Origin of the sequence: Nocardia sp. CA-151230, from assembly GCF_050942175.1 — a bacterium.
Taxonomy (GTDB): Bacteria; Actinomycetota; Actinomycetes; order Mycobacteriales; family Mycobacteriaceae; genus Nocardia.
Genome location: NZ_CP192061.1, coordinates 8474805 through 8494985 on the forward strand (window position 1 = coordinate 8474805; position 20181 = coordinate 8494985).

Annotated in this window: 13 protein-coding genes; all 13 read right to left on the reverse strand. The window is 66.0% G+C overall.

Annotated features, from left to right (window positions below; all coding sequences use genetic code 11):
* Positions 1-16: 16 nt before the first annotated feature.
* Positions 17-3970 (reverse strand): DNA-directed RNA polymerase subunit beta', encoded by a 3954-nt coding sequence (locus tag ACQP1O_RS39610; protein WP_433563409.1) that lies wholly within the window; start codon positions 3968-3970, stop codon positions 17-19.
* 90 nt (positions 3971-4060) lie between these two features.
* Entirely contained in the window at positions 4061-7549 is a 3489-nt protein-coding gene (locus ACQP1O_RS39615; RefSeq protein WP_433563410.1) for a DNA-directed RNA polymerase subunit beta, read from the reverse strand.
* A 670-nt stretch (positions 7550-8219) separates the two neighbouring features.
* Positions 8220-8972 (reverse strand): hypothetical protein, encoded by a 753-nt coding sequence (locus ACQP1O_RS39620; protein ID WP_433563411.1) that lies wholly within the window; start codon positions 8970-8972, stop codon positions 8220-8222.
* A 12-nt stretch (positions 8973-8984) separates the two neighbouring features.
* On the reverse strand, positions 8985-9842 hold the full coding sequence (locus tag ACQP1O_RS39625) for a hypothetical protein (RefSeq protein ID WP_433563412.1): 858 nt from the start codon (positions 9840-9842) through the stop codon (positions 8985-8987).
* An 81-nt stretch (positions 9843-9923) separates the two neighbouring features.
* Positions 9924-11168, reverse strand: coding sequence for an MCE family protein (locus ACQP1O_RS39630; RefSeq protein WP_433563413.1), 1245 nt, complete (start codon positions 11166-11168; stop codon positions 9924-9926).
* The gene (locus ACQP1O_RS39635; protein WP_433563414.1) at positions 11165-12403 is read right to left on the reverse strand and encodes an MCE family protein; all 1239 of its coding nucleotides are present in this window, start codon (positions 12401-12403) and stop codon (positions 11165-11167) included. The genes ACQP1O_RS39630 and ACQP1O_RS39635 overlap by 4 nt, the downstream gene beginning before the upstream one ends.
* Positions 12400-13677, reverse strand: coding sequence for an MCE family protein (locus ACQP1O_RS39640; protein WP_433563415.1), 1278 nt, complete (start codon positions 13675-13677; stop codon positions 12400-12402). Before ACQP1O_RS39640 ends, ACQP1O_RS39635 begins: the two co-directional genes overlap by 4 nt.
* 3 nt (positions 13678-13680) lie before the next feature.
* A complete protein-coding gene (locus ACQP1O_RS39645) occupies positions 13681-14688 on the reverse strand; it encodes an MCE family protein (RefSeq protein ID WP_433563416.1) in 1008 nt (335 codons plus the stop codon).
* Positions 14688-15764 carry an MlaD family protein gene (locus ACQP1O_RS39650; RefSeq protein WP_354850823.1) on the reverse strand — a complete coding sequence of 359 codons (1077 nt, stop codon included), beginning with the start codon at positions 15762-15764 and terminating at the stop codon, positions 14688-14690. Before ACQP1O_RS39650 ends, ACQP1O_RS39645 begins: the two co-directional genes overlap by 1 nt.
* 8 nt (positions 15765-15772) lie before the next feature.
* A complete protein-coding gene (locus ACQP1O_RS39655) occupies positions 15773-17125 on the reverse strand; it encodes an MCE family protein (protein ID WP_433563417.1) in 1353 nt (450 codons plus the stop codon).
* Positions 17126-17195: 70 nt separating this feature from the next.
* Entirely contained in the window at positions 17196-17999 is an 804-nt protein-coding gene (locus tag ACQP1O_RS39660) for an MlaE family ABC transporter permease (protein ID WP_433567945.1), read from the reverse strand.
* A 66-nt stretch (positions 18000-18065) separates the two neighbouring features.
* The gene (locus ACQP1O_RS39665) at positions 18066-18860 is read right to left on the reverse strand and encodes an MlaE family ABC transporter permease (RefSeq protein WP_328290729.1); all 795 of its coding nucleotides are present in this window, start codon (positions 18858-18860) and stop codon (positions 18066-18068) included.
* Positions 18861-18870: 10 nt separating this feature from the next.
* Complete coding sequence (locus ACQP1O_RS39670) at positions 18871-19932, reverse strand: ABC transporter ATP-binding protein (protein WP_354850755.1); 1062 nt, start codon at positions 19930-19932, stop codon at positions 18871-18873.
* Positions 19933-20181 lie beyond the last annotated feature (249 nt).

The following is a 20181-nucleotide window of genomic DNA, read 5'->3' on the forward strand; positions in this document are numbered from 1 at the left end:
TGGCTGCCTACAGGGCTCAGCGGTAGTCGCTGAAGCCGTAGTCGTCCAGCGGGACCGCGGCACCGGTGGAGGTGCCGAAGCCGTCCGGGCTGTAGTAGCTGTCGTCGTAGGACGGGACAGCGTACGCGGCCTGGCGGGCCTCCTCGGTGGGCTGAACCTGGATGTTGCGGTACCGGTTGATGCCGGTACCGGCCGGGATCAGCTTACCGATGATCACGTTCTCCTTCAGGCCGATCAGCTTGTCGGAGCGGCAGTTGATCGCGGCGTCCGTGAGCACGCGGGTGGTCTCCTGGAAGGAGGCCGCCGACAGCCACGAATCGGTCGCGAGCGACGCCTTGGTGATACCCATCAGCACCGGGCGACCCGAGGCGGGCTCGCCACCCTCCGCGACCACGCGGCGGTTGGCGGACTCGAACTCGGCGCGCTCCACCAGCGAACCCGGGAGGAACTCGGTCGCACCCGAATCGATGATGGTGACGCGGCGCAGCATCTGGCGGACGATCACCTCGATGTGCTTGTCGTGGATGGACACACCCTGCGAGCGGTACACCTCCTGGACCTCGTGGACCAGGTGGACCTGCACCTGACGCGGACCCATCACACGCAGCACCTCGTGCGGATCGGCCGAGCCCTCGAGCAGCTGCTGACCGACCTCGACGTGGTCACCGTCGGCCAGGAGACGCTCGGAGCCGTCCTCGTGCTTGAACACCCGCAGTCGCTGACGCTTCGACAGCTTGTCGTAGAGCACCTCGTCCGAACCGTCGTCCGGAATGATGGTGATCTTGTAGAAGCGGTCGTCGTCCTCGAGCCGCACGCGACCCGACACCTCGGCGATGGGGGCCTTGCCCTTGGGCACACGAGCCTCGAAGAGCTCCTGAACTCGGGGCAGACCACCCGTGATGTCGTCACCCGCGACACCACCCTGGTGGAAGGTACGCATGGTCAGCTGGGTACCGGGCTCACCGATGGACTGGGCGGCGACGATACCGACGGCCTCACCGATGTCCACCAGCTTGCCGGTCGCCATCGACCGGCCGTAGCAGGTGGCACACACGCCGGTGCCGGTGGTGCAGGTCAGCACGGAGCGGACCTTCACCTCGGTGATGCCGGCCTCGAGCAGCGCCTCCAGGGCGGGGTCGCCCAGGTCGTGGCCCTTCTCGACGACGACATTGCCGTTCGCGTCCATCGCGTCGGTGGCCAGCGTACGAGCGTAGGTGCTGGTCTCGACGTGGGCGTCCCGGATGAGCGAGCCGTCGGCCTGCTTCTCCGCGATCGGCACCACGATGCCGCGCTCGGTGCCACAGTCGGTCTCGCGCACGATGACGTCCTGCGACACGTCCACCAGACGACGGGTCAGGTAACCCGAGTCGGCGGTACGAAGCGCGGTGTCGGCCAGACCCTTTCGCGCACCGTGGGTGTTGATGAAGTACTCCAGAACCGTCAGGCCCTCACGGAAGGAGGACTTGATCGGCCGCGGGATGAACTCACCCTTCGGGTTGGTAACCAGACCCTTCATACCGGCGAGGGTACGAGTCTGGGTGAAGTTACCGGTCGCGCCCGAGTCGACGATCGTGATGATCGGGTTGTCGGCCGGGTAGTGCGCACGCAGCGCCTTACCGACCTCTTCGGTCGCTTCCTGCCAGATCTTGACCAGGGCGTTGTTGCGCTCCTGGTGATCGAGCGCACCACGCTGGTACTTCTTCTCGATCTGATCCGACTGCGCCTCGTAGCGCTCCATGATCTCCGCCTTCTCCGGCGGAACGAGCACGTCCGACATGGAGACGGTGACACCGGAGCGGGTGGCCCAGTAGAAGCCGGAGTCCTTCAGCTTGTCGACGGTCTGCGCCACGACGATCATCGGGTAGCGCTCGGCGAGATCGTTGATGATCGCCGCCTGACGCTTCTTCGGCATCGGCTCGTCGATGAACGCGTAGTCCGCCGGAAGCAGGTCGTTGAAGATGACGCGGCCCAGCGTGGTCTTGGTGATCCACGCGTCGCCCCGCTGCCAGCCGTCCGGGAACAGCTCGGCCTCGACGTCCTTCGGCGGACGCTGCTCGGTCAGACGAATCTTGATCAGCGAACGCACGGTGAGTTCACCGCGGTCGACGGCCATCTGCGCCTCGGCGGGCGAGGAGTAGACGCCGAACTCGGCCTCGTCCTTGGTGGCCGCGCGGTACTCACCCTTCGCGCCCTCTTCCAGGCGAGTCAGGTAGTACAGACCGGTCACCATGTCCAGACGCGGCATGGCGAGCGGACGACCCGACGCCGGCGACAGGATGTTGTTCGAGGACAGCATCAGGATGCGGGCCTCGGCCTGCGCCTCCGCCGACAGCGGCAGGTGCACGGCCATCTGGTCACCGTCGAAGTCGGCGTTGAACGCCTCACACACGAGCGGGTGCAGCTGGATGGCCTTACCTTCGACCAGCAGCGGCTCGAAGGCCTGGATACCCAGGCGGTGCAGGGTGGGCGCACGGTTCAGCAGCACCGGGTGCTCGGAGATGACCTCTTCGAGGACATCCCACACCTGGGCACGCTGACGCTCGACCATCCGCTTGGCGGACTTGATGTTCTGCGCGTGGTTCAGGTCGACCAGACGCTTCATGACGAACGGCTTGAACAGCTCGAGCGCCATCAGCTTGGGCAGACCACACTGGTGCAGCTTCAGCTGCGGACCGACGACGATGACCGAACGGCCGGAGTAGTCGACACGCTTACCGAGCAGGTTCTGACGGAAACGACCCTGCTTGCCCTTGAGCAGATCGCTCAGCGACTTCAGCGGGCGGTTACCCGGACCGGTGACCGGACGGCCACGACGGCCGTTGTCGAACAGCGCGTCCACCGACTCCTGAAGCATGCGCTTCTCGTTGTTCACGATGATCTCGGGCGCACCCAGATCGATCAGTCGCTTCAGCCGGTTGTTGCGGTTGATGACGCGGCGGTACAGGTCGTTCAGGTCGGAGGTCGCGAAGCGGCCACCGTCCAGCTGCACCATCGGGCGCAGCTCCGGCGGGATCACCGGCACGGCGTCGAGGACCATGCCCATCGGCGAGTTGCCGTTGGTCTGGAACGCGGCCACGACCTTCAGACGCTTCAGCGCGCGCAGCTTCTTCTGGCCCTTGCCCGTGCGAATGGTCTCGCGCAGGTTCTCGGCCTCGGCGGCGATGTCGAAGGTCTCCATGAGCTTCTGGATCGCCTCGGCACCCATGGCACCGGTGAAGTACTCGCCGTAGCGGTCCTGCAGCTCGCGGTAGATCACCTCGTCGATGATCAGCTGCTTCTTGGCCAGCTTGGTGAAGGTGGTCCAGATCTCGTCGAGCCGGTCCAGCTCACGCTGGGAGCGGTCGCGCAGCTGGCGCATCTCGCGCTCGCCGCCGTCCTTGACCTTGCGGCGGACGTCGGACTTGGCGCCCTCGGCCTCCAGCTCGGCCAGGTCGGCTTCCAGCTTCTGGGCGCGGGCCTCGAGGTCGGCGTCGCGCTGATCGGCGACCGACTTCTTCTCGACCTCCATCTCCGCCTCGAGAGTGGACAGCTCGTTGTGGCGCAGCTCGTCGTCGACCGAGGTGATCACGTACGCGGCGAAGTAGATGATCTTTTCCAGATCCTTCGGCGCGAGGTCGAGCAGGTAGCCCAGGCGCGACGGCACACCCTTGAAGTACCAGATGTGGGTGACCGGGGCGGCCAGCTCGATGTGGCCCATACGCTCACGACGCACCTTGGCGCGAGTGACCTCGACACCACAGCGCTCACAGATGATGCCCTTGAAGCGGACACGCTTGTACTTACCGCAGTAGCACTCCCAGTCCCGGGTGGGACCGAAGATCTTCTCGCAGAAGAGGCCGTCCTTCTCCGGCTTCAGCGTGCGGTAGTTGATGGTCTCCGGCTTCTTGACCTCGCCGAACGACCAGTTGCGAATGTCTTCGGCGGTCGCCAGGCCGATCCGGAGTTCATCGAAGAAGTTGACGTCTAGCACGTAACTTCCTTTCCCCTGTTCGGGTTGAGAATGAGCAAAAGTTCAAATCCGTTGCCCTGGAGCGCCTCTCGGCGCTCCAGGACCGTTCGCTCACTGCGCCAGGTCGTCGACCGTCGCAGCCTCGTTGCGGGACAGGTTGATACCCAGGTTCGCCGCGGCACGCTCCAGGTCCTCGTCGTCGCCGTCACGCATCTCGATGGCGGCGCCGTCCGAGGACAGCACCTCCACGTTCAGGCACAGCGACTGGAGCTCCTTGAGCAGAACCTTGAACGACTCCGGGATTCCCGGCTCCGGAATGTTCTCGCCCTTGACGATCGCCTCGTACACCTTCACGCGGCCGACAACGTCGTCCGACTTGATGGTGAGGAGTTCCTGCAGGGTGTAGGCCGCGCCGTACGCCTGCATGGCCCAACATTCCATTTCACCGAAGCGCTGACCACCGAACTGCGCCTTACCACCCAGCGGCTGCTGCGTGATCATCGAGTACGGACCGGTCGAACGCGCGTGGATCTTGTCGTCGACCAGGTGGTGCAGCTTCAGGATGTACATGTAGCCGACCGAGACCGGGTACGGGAACGGCTCGCCGGAACGGCCGTCCAGCAGGATGGCCTTGCCGTCGTCGTTGATCATCTTCTCGCCGTCGCGGTTCGGCAGCGTCGAACCGAGCAGGCCGGTCAGCTCTTCCTCACGCGCACCGTCGAACACCGGAGTGGCGATGTTCGTGTCGGCGGGCTGGCCGATCATTTCCTCGGGCAGGTTCTTCGCCCAGTCCGGGGAACCGTCGACCTGCCAACCGGTCTTGGCGATGTAACCCAGATGGGTCTCCAGCACCTGGCCGATGTTCATACGACGCGGCACACCGTGGGTGTTCAGGATGATGTCGACCGGCGTGCCGTCGGGCAGGAACGGCATGTCCTCCTGCGGGAGGATCTTGCCGATGACACCCTTGTTGCCGTGGCGGCCGGCCAGCTTGTCGCCGTCCTGGATCTTGCGCTTCTGCGCGACGTAAACGCGCACCAGCTCGTTCACGCCCGGGGGCAGATCGTCGTCGTCGTCACGCGAGAACACGCGCACGCCGATGACCTTGCCCGACTCACCGTGGGGCACCTTCAGCGAGGTGTCGCGGACCTCGCGGGCCTTCTCACCGAAGATCGCGCGCAGCAGCCGCTCCTCCGGGGTCAGCTCGGTCTCACCCTTCGGGGTGACCTTGCCGACCAGGATGTCGCCGTCACGAACCTCCGCACCGATACGCACGATGCCACGCTCGTCCAGATCGGCCAGGACCTCGTCGGAGACGTTGGGGATGTCGCGGGTGATCTCCTCGGCACCGAGCTTGGTGTCACGAGCATCGATCTCGTGCTCCTCGATGTGGATCGAGGTCAGCACGTCGTCCTCCACGAGGCGCTGCGACAGGATGATCGCGTCCTCGTAGTTGTGGCCCTCCCACGGCATGATCGCCACGAGCAGGTTCTTGCCCAGCGCCATCTCACCGTTCTCGGTGCACGGACCATCGGCGAGCACGTGCCCGGCCTCCACCCGCATACCCTCGTCCACGATCGGACGCTGGTTGGCACAGGTGCCCTGGTTCGAACGCTCGAACTTACGCAGCCGGTACGAACGGCGGGTGCCGTCATCGTGCATCACGGTGATGAAGTCGGCCGAAACCTCCTCCACCACACCGGCCTTCTGGTTCACGACCACGTCACCGGCGTCGACCGCGGCGCGCAGCTCCATACCGGTGCCGACCAGCGGCGACTCGGAACGGATCAGCGGCACGGCCTGACGCTGCATGTTCGCGCCCATGAGGGCGCGGTTGGCGTCGTCGTGCTCGAGGAACGGAATCATGGCGGTCGCGACCGACACCATCTGGCGCGGCGAGACGTCCATGAAGGTCACCTCGGTCGGCGCGACGAACTCCATCTCCTCGTTGCCGCGGCGCGCGAGCACCTTGTCCTCGAGGAAGTTGCCGTCGGCGTCCACCGGAGAGTTGGCCTGCGCACGAACGTGGCGGTCCTCCTCGTCGGCGGTCAGGTACTTGACCTCATCGGTGACGCGGCCGTTCACGACCTTGCGGTACGGGGTCTCGATGAAACCGAACGGGTTGACCCGCGCGTACACCGACAGCGAGCCGATCAGGCCGATGTTCGGGCCTTCCGGGGTCTCGATCGGGCACATGCGGCCGTAGTGCGACGGGTGGACGTCACGAACTTCCAGGCCGGCGCGCTCACGGGACAGACCACCCGGGCCCAGCGCCGACAGACGACGCTTGTGGGTCAGACCCGACAGCGGGTTGTTCTGGTCCATGAACTGCGACAGCTGCGAGGTGCCGAAGAACTCCTTGATCGCCGCCACGACCGGGCGGATGTTGATCAGGGTCTGCGGGGTGATCGCCTCGACGTCCTGGGTGGTCATGCGCTCACGCACGACGCGCTCCATGCGGGACAGACCGACGCGGATCTGGTTCTGGATCAGCTCGCCAACCGTCCGCAGACGACGGTTGCCGAAGTGGTCGATGTCGTCGACGTCGACCGGGACCTCGGAGCCGCCGGGAGCGGTCATCAGGCGATCGCCCTGGTGCAGGCGGACCAGGTACTCGATCGTCGCGACGATGTCTTCCTTGGTCAGCGTCGAACCGGTGACCGGCTTGTCCAGGTTCAGGCCGAGCTTCTTGTTGATCTTGTAGCGACCGACGCGAGCCAGGTCGTAGCGCTTCTCCTTGAAGAACAGGTTCTCCAGCAGGGTCTGCGCGGACTCCTTGGTCGGCGGCTCGCCCGGGCGCAGCTTGCGGTAGATGTCGAGCAGCGCCTCGTCCTGACCCGGGGTCGAGTCCTTCTCGAGGGTCGACATCATGATCTCGGAGAAGCCGAAGCGCTCGGTGATCTCCTCGGTGGTCATACCCAGCGCCTTGAGCAGCACGGTGACCGGCTGGCGACGCTTGCGGTCGATGCGGACGCCGACGGTGTCGCGCTTGTCCACGTCGAACTCCAGCCACGCGCCGCGCGACGGGATGACGCGCACGGAGTGCAGCGTCTTCTCGGTGGACTTGTCGATCGACTCGTCGAAGTACACACCCGGGGAACGGACCAGCTGCGACACGACGACGCGCTCGGTGCCGTTGATGATGAACGTGCCCTTGTCGGTCATCATCGGGAAATCACCCATGAAGACCGTCTGAGACTTGATCTCACCGGTGTTGTTGTTGATGAACTCCGCGGTCACGAACAGCGGCGCCGCGTAGGTCATGTCCTTGTCCTTGCACTCCTCGATGGAGGCCTTGACCTCTTCGAAGCGCGGGTCGGAGAAGGACAGCGACATGGAGCCGGAGAAGTCCTCGATCGGAGACAGCTCCTCGAGCACCTCCTCGAGACCCCCGACGGGATTGGTGACGTCGCCGCGCGCGATGGCACGCTCACGCCAGTCTGCTGAACCGACCAGCCAGGCGAACGATTCGGTTTGTAGATCGAGAAGTCCGGGAACCTCCAGGGGCTCACGAATCTTCGCGAAAGACACCCGCTTCGGGGCTCCGGGGATACCGGCCTTGGTCTGGGTGGAGACTGCCAAGATGCGTCCTTCCAGCACCTCACGCGCGTCGCGTGGTGGTCCGCGACCGTCGCTTGTCTGCTACGAATTCCGCTGGTTACGACCCGAACGAAACCCGAACAGCAAACAGCGGAAGTAACACCGGAAGGTGGAACTTTCGTGATGCGATCGAGGTATGGACAGGAGGCAGCCAGCGCAACGTCCAAAACTACACCCAAACCTACGGGGGTGTCAAAGTACCACCCGTGGCGATCCGTGGGCGGCAACTTCGCCCCGGTGTGTCCGTGTCGATATCCCGGCGATCAGAACGCCGATATCACCACAGCCGAGTGACGGTCTCCACACGGTTTCCGGCCGGGCCGCAAGTCCGCTGGCTGCGTTCGCAAGGCCCTCGCCGGCGTTCTGTCCCCTGTGACAGCCGCCGCTGTTGTGAATAGCGTGACGTGTCGGACGAAACTCGTCAAGTGGCGGCCCGAGTTGACAAATCGCGAGATCGCCTGTCCCCCTACAAGATCACTGCGCCCACCTGCCCTTCGCTTCGCTCCGGGCTGTTCGCGGCCCCTTCGGGCCGCGATTCTTCCCCCCTCCGCTCCTCCGCTTCGCTCCCGCTTCCGCTTCCGCTCCAAGCGCGGGGAGGCGGAGCGCGGTCCAGAATCGAGGCGGGGCCGCGAACGCTGTCGTTCATGCGACCAGAGAGGGCGGATTCGGGCTATTTGTCGGTGATGTCGGCGGCCAGCCAGTGACCGCCGACCTTCTGCATGCGCAGCACGATCGGGCCCGAGGCGAGGGGTTCGGGCTTGCCGTCCTTGACCGCGGAGATGTTCAGGTTCACCAGGAGCTCGGCGCGGTCGCCGGTGAGAAGGGTCACGCCGATCGGATCGGTTTTGACGTCGGTGTCGGTCTGGGTCTGCTTGATGGTCTCGACCGTGGTGTCGACGTACTTGGCGAAGTCCTTCTGCATCTTGTCGGTGAGCACCGAGTTGACCGAGGCCTTCCACTTGTCGATCTCGGCGGCCTTGTAGCCGTAGAGCGTGGTCAGCGCGTGGTCGCCCGCGGCCTTCACCTCGTCGGTGGCCTTGTTGTCGACGTAGGCGAGATTGCCCGAGTCCGAATCGGGCTTGCTCACCCAGTGATTCACGGCACCGGCGATCGCGAAGGCCAGCAGCAGCGCGGAGAGCGCTGCGCACACCGTGGCGACACCCCAGTTACGCCAAAATCCGCCCTGCCGGGTCGGCTTGGAATACTGTTGCGGGGCACTGTTTTTGGACAGACCGGGACCGCGCGGCGGGGTGGTGCGCGACGCGGTCCGATCCGAACGCTCGGAGGTGGACCGGGCGCTCGCGGTCTTCCGCTCGCCGCTCCCGGCCTGGACATCGGCGGCGGTGGTACGCGACGCGGTGCCACGCTGGGCGGCCGGGCGGCGCGGGGTGACGCGATTGACGGGTCGTTTCCGGTTGGCCATGGTCACTCCCTCCTAGTTGCCCGGCTTGGGGGTGGGCTGGGTCGAAGTCGGCTGCTGGGGCGCGTCCTGCTGCGGCGCGGCCGAGCCCAGGGGCACCGGCTCGCCGAGGTTCTGCGCCTTCTCGGCCTTCCAGGTGCTGCCGACCTTGACCAGGTCGAGGGTCCACAGCTGGCGGAAGGACGCGGGCTGGCCACCGGGCCAGCTGCGGGTGATCTTCAGGACCGCGAAGGCGGAGGCGTGGTCGAGCTCACTGTTGAGCGCGGTGACCGTGATGCCCTCGACGGCGGCCTGGATGCGGGTCTTGGAGTCCTGGGCGGTCTGCTTGAGCTGATCCTGCCCGTCCTCCTGCTGCTTGAGCAGCTCGCCGGTCATGGATGACCGGATGTTCGCCAGCGACCCGTCGATGTCGTCCGGGTTGATGGACATGAGGTTGACGGCGGCCTGGCGGGCGTCGGTCAGGACGGCGTCGCGGGCATCGGCCCGGGAGCTGTCCTTGACGTCACCGAACCAGATGAAGCCGACCACGGCGGCCGCGATCACGGACACCACCAGCAGCGCGGCCGCGCCGACGGTGACAATCCGCCGCGGATCCGAGCCGGCGCCGGGACCAGACGTAGGCGGCTGCTCAGCGGTATTTTCGGGCTCAGCAGTCGGCTCTGCGGGCTGGTCGGCCCCAGTGGGCTCGCCGGCCACAGCGGGCTCGTCGAGCACGACGGCCGGCTCGGCGGGCTCGGTGGCGGGCTCAGCGGCGGATTCGGCCGGCTCCGGCGCGACGTCCGCCGAGGACGCGTCCGGGGTTGTTTCGGGAACCGGCGAAGTTGCCGGCTTCTCGAGGTTCGCCCCCGATTCGCTGTCCTTGTGCTGACTCACGCCGCCACCATACTTTCCTCTCTTCGCGCCCTGGCTGGGACTGTGCCATCTCGCTGCCCGGACCGTGGCCGGGCAGATCGGTCAGTGCTTGGGCGTGACGCCCATGAGCGTGGCCAGCTGGGTGGCCACCGGGTTCAGGTTGAGCTTGTCCGGGTCGTACTTCGGCTTGTCGTCCCAGGGCTGCGCGACGCTGGGGTCGGCCAGCTCCGCGCGATCGGCGCCTCGGACGCCGGTCTCGCTGCCCTGCGGCGCGGCGCACCGGGCCTGCGTGTTGAACGGGAAGTCGTCGCGGGCGTCGTCGAAGTTGGGGTTCTGGGCCTTCATCTGGTCCAGAATCCGTTGCGTGCCTTCGTATCCCAGGGTGCAGGCGGGTGGGTTGTTGGTCTCCAGCACCAGGCCGAAGTGGGTGGTGCCGTCACCGGGTGCGGTGGACGAGCCACCCAGCGGCAGCAGCGGCAGCATCTGCAGCACCGGGCCGAGGGCGTAGAACTTCGGCGAGATCGCCAGCAGCAGGGTGCGCAGGTTGGTGAGGTCCTTGGTCAGCGCCGGGCCGCTCTCCTGCAGCAGGCGCTGGATCGCGGAGCCCGCGTCGGTGCCGGTGCCGATGAGGCGGCGGATGTCCGGGTCGTTGGACTTCAGCTGCGCGGTGAGCTTGTCGAGGCCGTCGCTGAACTGCCGGATCGCCGGGGACTGCTCGGCCTGGGTGTCCAGCACCGTGTGGGCCGAGCGGATCAGCGCCAGGGTCTGCTGCAGGTTGTCGCCACTGGCGGTGGCGGTGAACTTGTTGAGCGAGTCGATCAGGATCTTGAGGTCGTCGCCCTTGCCGTCGAAGGCCTTGCCCAGCTCGGTGATGGTGGTGGACAGCGCCTTCAGGTCGGTGGTGCCGGCGAAGTGGTCCACGCTGGTGAGCAGCTCTTCGATGTGGACGGGCAGCTGCGCGCCGACGATGACCGAGCCGTCCTTCAGGTACGGCCCGCCGGCGCTGGTGGGCTGCAGGTCCAGGTACTGCTCACCGATGGCGGAGCGGTTCGCGATCACCGCCTTGGCATTGGCGGGGACCTTGGGCTTGCCGGAGTTCATCTCCAGGTTGATGAGCACGCCGTCGGGGGTGACGTCGAGGTTGCCGACCCGGCCCACGGGAACGCCGCGGTAGGTGACCTCCGCGCCCTTGGACAGGTTGCCGGTTTCGGCGGCCTCCACCTTCACCTTGTACAGCCCGAAGCCGAGCATATTGTCCAGCCGCACGTACTTGGCGCCGACGAACACGACGCCGAGCACCGCGATGACCGCGAAGGCGATCAGCTGATTACGCACCAGACGAGTCATCGCGGACCACCCACTCCCAGCTGCTCGAGAATCGATCCGATCGGATCGGTCGGTCCCGGAGGCATCGGCATGGCCACCGTGTTCGGCAGCGGCAGCAGCGAGACCGTCGGCCAGCCGCCGCGCGGCCCGTTGCCGTTGTAGTACGGGTTGGTCGGATCCACGTTGACCTGGCGGCCCGCGGGCGGCAGGTACTGCGGATCCTGTTTGCCCACACCGAGATTCGACAGCAGGGTGCCGATCTGCAGGTCCACCGAGAGCCAGGTGTTGACCTGACCGCCGAACGCGGACTTGATGGCCTCGTCCGGGAACGGGTAGGTCGGGATGAGCGGGAACGCGGTCACCAGGTCACCCGCCGACGAGCCCAGCGCCTGCAGCGTGGGCCGCAGCGAGGACAGGTCGGTGATCAGGTTGTCCTTGGACTTGTTCAGCACGTCGAATCCGGCCTGCCCCACCCGATCCAGCTGGCCCAGCAGCTGAATCAGCTGCGGCCGTTGCTCGTTGAGGATCTTGATGCCGCCCGGCAGCTCGTCGAGGATCTTGGAGATCTGGGTGGTCTGCTGCCCCACCCGGCTGGTCAGCGTGTCGAGGCTGTCCAGCGCACGGGTGATGTTGTCGACCTGGTCGTCGAGGCCCTTGATCAGGGTGTTGGCCTGGCTCAGCAGGTCCCGGACCTTGCCCTCGCGGCCGCCCAGAGTCTTGTTGAGCTCCACCACGATCGGCTGCAGCTGCGCGACGCCGCCGCCGTTCAGCAGCAGCGACAGCGCGCCGAGCACCTGCTCCACCTCGGTGGCGGTGCGGGTGTTCTCGACCGGGATCTTGGCGCCGTCCTTCAGCCGCGCGGTGTCGGCATCCTTTGTGGGAGCGGACAGTTCGATGTACTTCTCACCCAGCAGGTTGGTCTGCTTGACCTCGGCGTGGGCATTGGCGGGCAGGTTCACGCTGTCGTCGACGAGCACCTGCACGCTGGCTTCCCAGGCGTTGTCGGGGGCGATGCGGATCTTGTCGACCCGGCCCACGGCCACACCCTCCACTTTCACCGACGACTGCGGGACCAGGTCCAGCACGTCGGCGAAGCGGATGTCGAGGTGCAGCGGGTGCTTGCCGATGTTCGGGCCGCCGGGCAGCGGAATGCTGTCCGCACCGCAGCCGGCCGCCATCAGCGTCACCGCGCCCAGCGAGGTGGCCAGGAGGGCGGTGCGCCGGACCCGGCCGCCGCGAATCCGGTTGGCGCTCATCGCTGCCCACCTTCCTGCTGTGACGGCGGCAGCTGGTCGGACGGATTGCCGGGAACGGTGCCGGGGACCGTATTGTGCTGCTCGTTCTCGCCGCTGAGGATGCCGAAGGGCAGCACCAGCGAGGGTGTCTTCACGCCTGCGGTGAGCTGATCGGTGATCACCTTGCAGTTGTTCAGGATCGGCTGCAGCTGACGCGAGATGGCGTCGAACTTGGGGTCGCCGGGACGCAGCTTGCCCAGGTCCAGCATCTTGCAGATGACGCCGAACGGATCCTGCAGGTCGGTGAAGTTGGGACGCATGTCGAGCGTGCCGCTCTCACCGTTGTGCACGTTGATCAGGTTGCTCAGCGCGGTCGGGATGAGCGGCAGCGCCTTGGCCAGATCGTCGCGCTGGTCGGCGAGGGTCTGGGTGAGCTTGGTCAGCGCATCGGCGTTGGACTGCACCAGGTCCCGGTTGTTGTCGATGAACCGGGCCACGTCGCCGAGCGCGACCGACAGCAGGTTCAGCGCCTGGCCGAGGGTCTGGCGCTCGTCGGACAGGAACCCGGCCAGCGAGGCCAGCTGGGTGTTGAAGGTCCGCACCTGCGCGTCGTTGTCGGCCAGGGTCTGCACGAAGGTCTGCAGGTTCTTGACCGTGTCGAAAATGTCGGTGCGCGAATCGGAGAGCGCGTGCGCGGCCTTGGACAGCTGGGTGAAGCTGTTGCCCAGCGCGTCGCCGTTGCCGGCGAGGTTCGCGGCGCCGGTGCGCACCAGCTGGTTCAGCGCGCCTTCACCGGTGGCGCCGTCGGGCTTGTTCGCGCCCTCCGGGCCGAGTGCCTTCGACAGTTCGGTGATGCTGTTGTAGAGCCGGTCCACCTCGACCGGGGTCGCGGTGCGATCCTTCGGAATGGTGGCGTTGCGGGCCATCTTCGGTCCGCCCTTGTAGGCGGGCGCGAGCTGGATGTACCGGTCCGACACCACCGAGGGGGTGATCTGGGCGGCCTTGGCGTCGGCGGGGATGTCGTAGCTGCGGTCGACCTTCATGACGACCTTGACCACGTCGCCCTGCGGGTCCACCGAATCCACCCGGCCCACCGGCACGCCCAGGACGCGCACGTCGGAACCCTTGTAGATGCCGACGGACTTGTCGAAGTACGCGGTGATGGTGGTGGTGTTGAGCCGATCGAAGCTCCACCACGCGACGCCCGCGAGCACCACCGCCAGGACGGTCACTCCGGCGATGATCTTGCTCTTGGTGCTGGTGCCACGCAATGCGGTCAGCGGATTGCTCGCCACGAGTTAACCTCCCATCTTTCGGATCGGCTGGCGGTCACCCGGGATGTCCGGCAGCGCGGGCGGAATCAGGTTCGTGATGACCGCGTCGAACCAGCGGCCGTTGCCCAGCACGTTGGAGTAGAGCCCGTAGAAGGGCGCGGCCAGCGTGAGGGTCTTGGACAGGTCGGCCTGGTGGTCGTTGAGCAGGTCGATGGTCTTGTTGAGGTTGGTCAGCGCCGGGCCGATCTGTTCCTCGTTGTCCTTGACCAGCGCGGTCAGTTCCGCCGCAACGGTTTTCGCGCCGGTGAGCAGCTGGTGGATGGCCTGCTGCCGCACGTTCAGCTCGGCCAGCAGCTCGCCGCCGTTGGAGATGAGCCGCTCGAACTCCTGGTTGCGGTCGGCCAGCACCTTGGTGGTGGTCTTGGTGGCCGCGAACAGCTTCTTGAGCTGATCGTCACGCTTGGCCAGCGTTTCCGAGAGCCGGGCGACGCCGTCGATGGAGCTGCGCAGTTCCGGCGGGGTGGCCGAGAAGGCGTCCGACAGCACGGTGAAGCTCTTCGCCAGCTGCGCGGTGTCGGTCTGCTCGATGTTCTTGGCGGCGTCGCTGAACGCGTCCACCACGTCGTAGGGAGACACGGTGCGCGAGAGCGGGATCCGATCCGAGGGGTTCAGGACCTTGGTGCCCTTGGGATCCAGCGCCAGGTACTTCTGCCCGAGCAGGGTCTTGATCTGGATCGAGGCGGTGGTCTCGTCACCGATCCAGGCGTCCTGGGTGCGGAAGTCCACCAGCACCTTGTCGCCGTCGAGGCGGACATCGGACACCGCGCCGACCTTGACGCCGGCGACGCGCACCTCGTTGCCCTTCTTCAGGCCCGCGGCCTCGGAGAACTCGGCGGTGTACTTGATGCCGGCTCCGATGATCGGCAGCTTGTCCAGGTTGAACGCGGACAGGGTCACCAGCAGCACCAGGATCAGGCCCAGCCCACCCATGAACGCCGGACTGCGCTTGCCCAATACAGCGCGGTCGTCCATCAGCGGCCTCCCTTCCCATGGCAGCGCGGGGCCGGATTCGTGTAGATCGGCTGGTTCACAGTCGGCATGTTCTGCAGTGCGGGAGGGAAGTTCAGCTGCGGCGCGTCCTTGGTACCCGGTCCGGCGACGATGTCGATGCCGCACAGATAGAACTGGAACCAGGAGCCGTAGGACGCCGCGCGACCGAGCTTCTCCATCTTGATGGGCAGGTTGGTCAGACCCTCGTCGACCTCGTCCTTGCGGTCGTTGAGGGTGCCGGTGAGCTGGTTCAGACCGGCGATGGCGCCCTGCAGGTTCGGCCGCACCGGGACCAGCAGGTCGGCGGTGGCCGAGGCCAGGTTGCCGAGCGAGGTGACCGCCGAGCCGATGGTGCCGCGATCGGCGTTCAGCCCGGTGACCAGCGCCTCGGTGTTGACGATCAGCTGGTCGAGCTGGTCGCCGCGCGAATTGATGCTGTCCAGCACGGCATTCAGGTTCTTGATCAGCTCACCGATCACCGCGTCCTTGTCGGCCACCTTGTTGGTGAGCGAGGCGGTGTTGGCCACCAGGTCCGCGATGGTGCCGGATTCGCCCTGGAAGACCTGGATGATCTCGGACGACAGCTTGTTGACGTCCTCGGGGGTGAGCGTCTGGAACAGCGGCCGGAAGCCGTTGAACAGCTCGGTCAGATTGACCGCCGGCTTGGTGCGCTCCAGCGGGATGGTCGAGCCCTTGTTCATCTTGCGGCCCTGCTGCCCGGTCCCCTGCTCCAGCGCGATGTAGCGCTGGCCCACCAGGTTCCGGTACTTGATGGTCGCGGTGGTGGAGGCGGGCAGCCAATCCCGGTCGGTCAGTTCGAATTCCACATTGGCCAGGCGCTTGTCGACGATGGACACATTGGTCACCTTGCCCACCCGGACACCGGCCACGCGCACCTCGTCACCCTTGTTCAGGGAGGTCACATCGGTGAACCGGGCATTGAACTTGGTACCGCCGCCACCGTAGTTGGCGATGGTCAGCGCCAGCACGCCCGTCAGGAAGACCGTGACGAGAATGAAGGCGATCAGTTTGGTCAGCGTCGGCCCGAGACCGCGCAACAGATCCTTCACTTGACGCTCACCTCACTGCCGCGGAAGGCCGGGGCGGCGATCTTGGTCACCCAGGTGGGCACCTCTTCGGGCGAAACTCCGTGTGCCGCACCGTAGATCGCGCCCAGGGCCTGGGCCTCCTGCGGCGAGTAGGCGGTGGTCGGCGCCTGCGGGCCGTACACCTTGTACTGCGGCTCCGGCATGCGGCCGATGTTCTGGTCACCCGGATTACGGGTCGGCGGCTGGTAGGAACCGTCATTGGCGGAACCGTTGGTGTACTGGCCCGGGTCGGTGCCCGGCGGGTACATAGGAACGCACAGCGGCCCACGCGGGTCGAACCAGCGCGGCTCGTCCTGGTTGGGCACGTAGCGGCCGCGCGGATTCACGATCTGCACGGTCACGCGCGAGCCCGGCAGGTTGGTGCCCTTGCCGAAGATCTGGTCGATGCGCGGCTTCAGCTCCGCGAAACCGGCCAGCGCGCAGCTGTAGCTGGGCGAGTACTTGGCCAGCGCCTCCAGCGCGGGCCGCGAGTCCGCCGCCACGTCGATGATGTTGTCGCGGTTGGCCACCAGGAAGTCGGCGGTGGTCGAGGCGCTCGGGGTCAGCGTCGCCAGCAGGGTGTCGACCTGCGAACGCTTCTGCACGATGGTGGCATTGGTGGTGCGCAGGTTGTCCAGCGCGGACACCAGCTCCGGCGCGGCATCGGCGTAGGTGGTCGCCACGTCGGCCAGGCTCTTCAGATCCTGTTGCAGCGTCGGCATTTCACCGTTGACCTGGGTGACGATGTCGTCGAGCCGGTCGATGGTCCTGCCCAGCTCCTCGCCCTGCCCCTGCAGCGCATTGGACAGCGCGCCCAGCGTGGAGGACAGGTACTGCGGCGGAATCGCCTGCAGCAGCGGCAGGATGTGGTCCAGCAGCTGGCTCACCTCGACGGCATTGCCGCTGGTGTCCTGGTGCAGGGTCACGCCCTCGGTGAGATGGCCCTGCGGGCTCTCGGGCCACACCAGATCGATGTAGCGCTCACCGAACAGCGTCTTGGGCAGCAGGCGGGCGGTCACGTTGGACGGAATCTTCCCGGCCTTGCCCGGGTCGATGGCCAGATCCAGCGTGACGTTCTTGCCGTCGTAGGAACTCGACCGCAGTTCGCCGACGGTGACGCCGCGGACCTTCACATCCGCATTGCGGGTCAGCGCGTTTCCGACGGTGTCGGTGACCAGGTTGACCCGGACGGTGTCCACGAACTGCTTGTTGTAGATGGCGATGGTGGTCCACAGGAACAGCGCCACCAGCACGAAGAAGAGCACGCCGAGGGTACGGCTGCGCAGTTTCTCGGTGGAACGCCAGAACTGCACACGCTGCGGGTTGCTCATGCTGTCTCCATCCGGGATGAGCGGGCGGCCTGCGTGGTTACGCAAGCTGCCGCCTCCGGCCGCTGACCGCTCATCCCGCCACCCGCACCGTCGTGGTCGTGCCCCAGATCGCCAGGGACAGGAAGAAATCGAGCACGTTGATCAGCACGATGGCGGCGCGCACCGCTCGGCCCACGGCCACACCCACGCCCGCGGGACCACCGCTGGCGTTGTAGCCGTAGTAGCAGTGCACCAGGATGATCACGAACGCGAAAACGAGCACCTTCACGAAGGAATAGAGCACGTCCTCCGGTGGCAGGAACAGACTGAAGTAGTGGTCATAGGAACCACTGGACTGCCCGTTGAAGTAGATGCTGATCATCCGCGAGGCCAGGTAGGTGCCCAGCAAGCCGACCACGTACAGCGGAATCACGGCGAGGAAGCCGGCGATGGCGCGCGTGGTCACCAGGAAGGGCACCGACGGCACCGCCATCACCTCGAGCGCGTCGATCTCCTCGGAGATCCGCATGGCGCCCAGCTGCGCGGTGAAACCACAGCCGACCGTCGCCGAAAGTGCCAGTGCCGCAACCAGTGGCGCGAGCTCGCGGGTATTGATGTACCCGGTCAGGAAGCCGGTGAGGACACCGGAGCCCAGGGCGTCGAGGGCCTTGAAGCCCTGCAGGCCGACGACCACACCGACCGAGGCCGACATGAACACGATGACGCCGATGGTGCCGCCGATGACCGCGAGGGCACCCGATCCGAAGGTCACCTCGGCCAGCAGCCGCATGACCTCCTTGCGGAAGTGCACGACCGTCTTCGGGATCGCACCGATCGCCCGCGAGTAGAACGACATCTGGTCGCCGGCCTTGTCGACCAGGTCGACCGGCGCCATGAGCGCGGGTCTGACCCGGCGCACCGACCGGGAGAAAACGGTGGAGCGCTGCGAAACAACCATGGATCACGCGCCCTTTGCGGGGACGACCTGAAGGTAGATCAGGGTGAGGATCAGATTCAGGAAGAACAGAACGAGGAACGTGATCACCACGGATTGGTTCACCGCGTCACCCACTCCTTTCGGTCCCCCCTTCGGATGCAGGCCCTTGTAGGCGGCGATCACGCCCGCCACGACACCGAAGATCAGGGCCTTGATCTCGCCGATGACCAGGTCGGGGATCTGCGCGAGGGCGGAGAAGGACGCGAGGTACGCGCCCGGGGTGCCGCCCTGCAGCCCGACGTTGAAGAAGTAGCCGCCGCAGATACCGACGACCGAGACCAGGCCGTTGAGCAGGAAGGCCACCAGCATCATGCCCAGCACGCGCGGAACCACGAGGCGCTGAATGGGATCGATGCCGAGCACCTCCATGGCGTCGATCTCCTCGCGAATGGTGCGCGAGCCGAGATCGGCGGCCACGGCCGAGCCGGCGGCGCCGGCGATGATCAGCGCGGTGACGACCGGTGCAGCTTGCTGCACGGTGGCCAGAACACTGGTCGCGCCGGTGAAGTTCTCCGCCCCCAGCTGCTTGATGAGCGAGCCGGTCTGCAGGGCCACCACGGCGCCGAACGGGATTGCCACCAGAGCGGCAGGGAGGATCGAGACACTCGCGATGAACCACGACTGTTCGATGAACTCCCGCCACTGGAAGGGCCGGCGGAACGTCTTCCGGAGCACGTCCAGAAACAGTGCGAAGATGTTGCCGGCCTGGGCAAGTCCCGACTCGACCGGGGTGCGCAGTCGCGTCAGGGTGGGGTTCACGCCGCGTATGTTACCCGTTAGTCAGGTTCTGTCGAACCGTGGCGTCGTAGCCACCCTGGTACGCGGGCATCACCTGCGTGTCGGTCTCATCGCCGTTCTGCGACATCGACTCGCGAATGGCTTCCTGAGCGGCCGGCGGCAGGGTGTGCATGATCTGGCGGACCCGCTCACGGCGACGGCCCACCGCGCCACGCACGGGCATGCCCGGCTGCGCCCGCATCTGCGGGATGATGCCCTCGATCTCCTCCGCGCCACCGGCGTGGTGACCCGAGTCGAACATGGCCTGCTCGCGGGCCATCTGGGCTTCGTCCTTCTCCTCGGACATACCGATCGGGCCCTGCATGCGGCCGTTGAGGAACTGCTTGACCACCGGCTCCTCCGAGGTGAGCAGCACCTCACGGGGGCCGAACATGACCAGGTTGCGGCGGAACAGCATGCCGATGTTGTCCGGCACCGTACGAGCCAGGTTGATGTTGTGCGTGACGATCAGGATCGTCGCGTCGATCTGCGCGTTGATGTCGATCAACAACTGCGACAGATAGGTGGTACGAACCGGATCCAGACCCGAGTCCGGCTCGTCGACGAGGATGATCTGCGGGTCCAGCACCAGCGCGCGAGCCAGGCCGGCACGCTTGCGCATACCACCGGAGATCTCACCGGGCAGCTTGCCCTCGGCGCCGAGCAGACCGGTCAGCTCGAGCTTCTCCATGACGATCTTCTTGATCTCGGATTCGCTCTTCTTGGTGTGCTCACGCAACGGGAAGGCCGTGTTGTCGAACAGGTTCATCGACCCGAACAGCGCGCCGTCCTGGAACAGGACGCCGAACAGCTTGCGGATCTCGTAGAGCTCCTTGTTCGAACAGGTCGTGATGTCGGTGCCGTCGATGTAGATCGAGCCCTTCTCCGGGCGCAGCAGACCGATCAACGACTTCAGAAAGACCGACTTACCGGTACCCGACGGGCCGAGCAATGCGCTGACTTCCCCCGGCGGCAGCGTCAGCGTGACGTCCTGCCAAATACGCTGCGAACCGAACGACTTCGTGATGCCTTCGGTTCTGACCTCGACGCCCACGCCAACCTCCACTTTCTCCGACGAGCGCACTACGTGTGACTACGGGCCACAAAATTCGCGCGGTGTGGCGCATCACAGTAGGTCCGGTCACTGTATCGCATATACACCGTCTCGGACACCGGGACCTGACTGGTCGGTAGGAACATTCGCATCGAATTGTCCATTACGCGCCGATCACGACGGCACAATACGCGAAAAGGGCGGTCCCACAATGGGAACCACCCTTTTCACAATCAACGCGTCACGGGG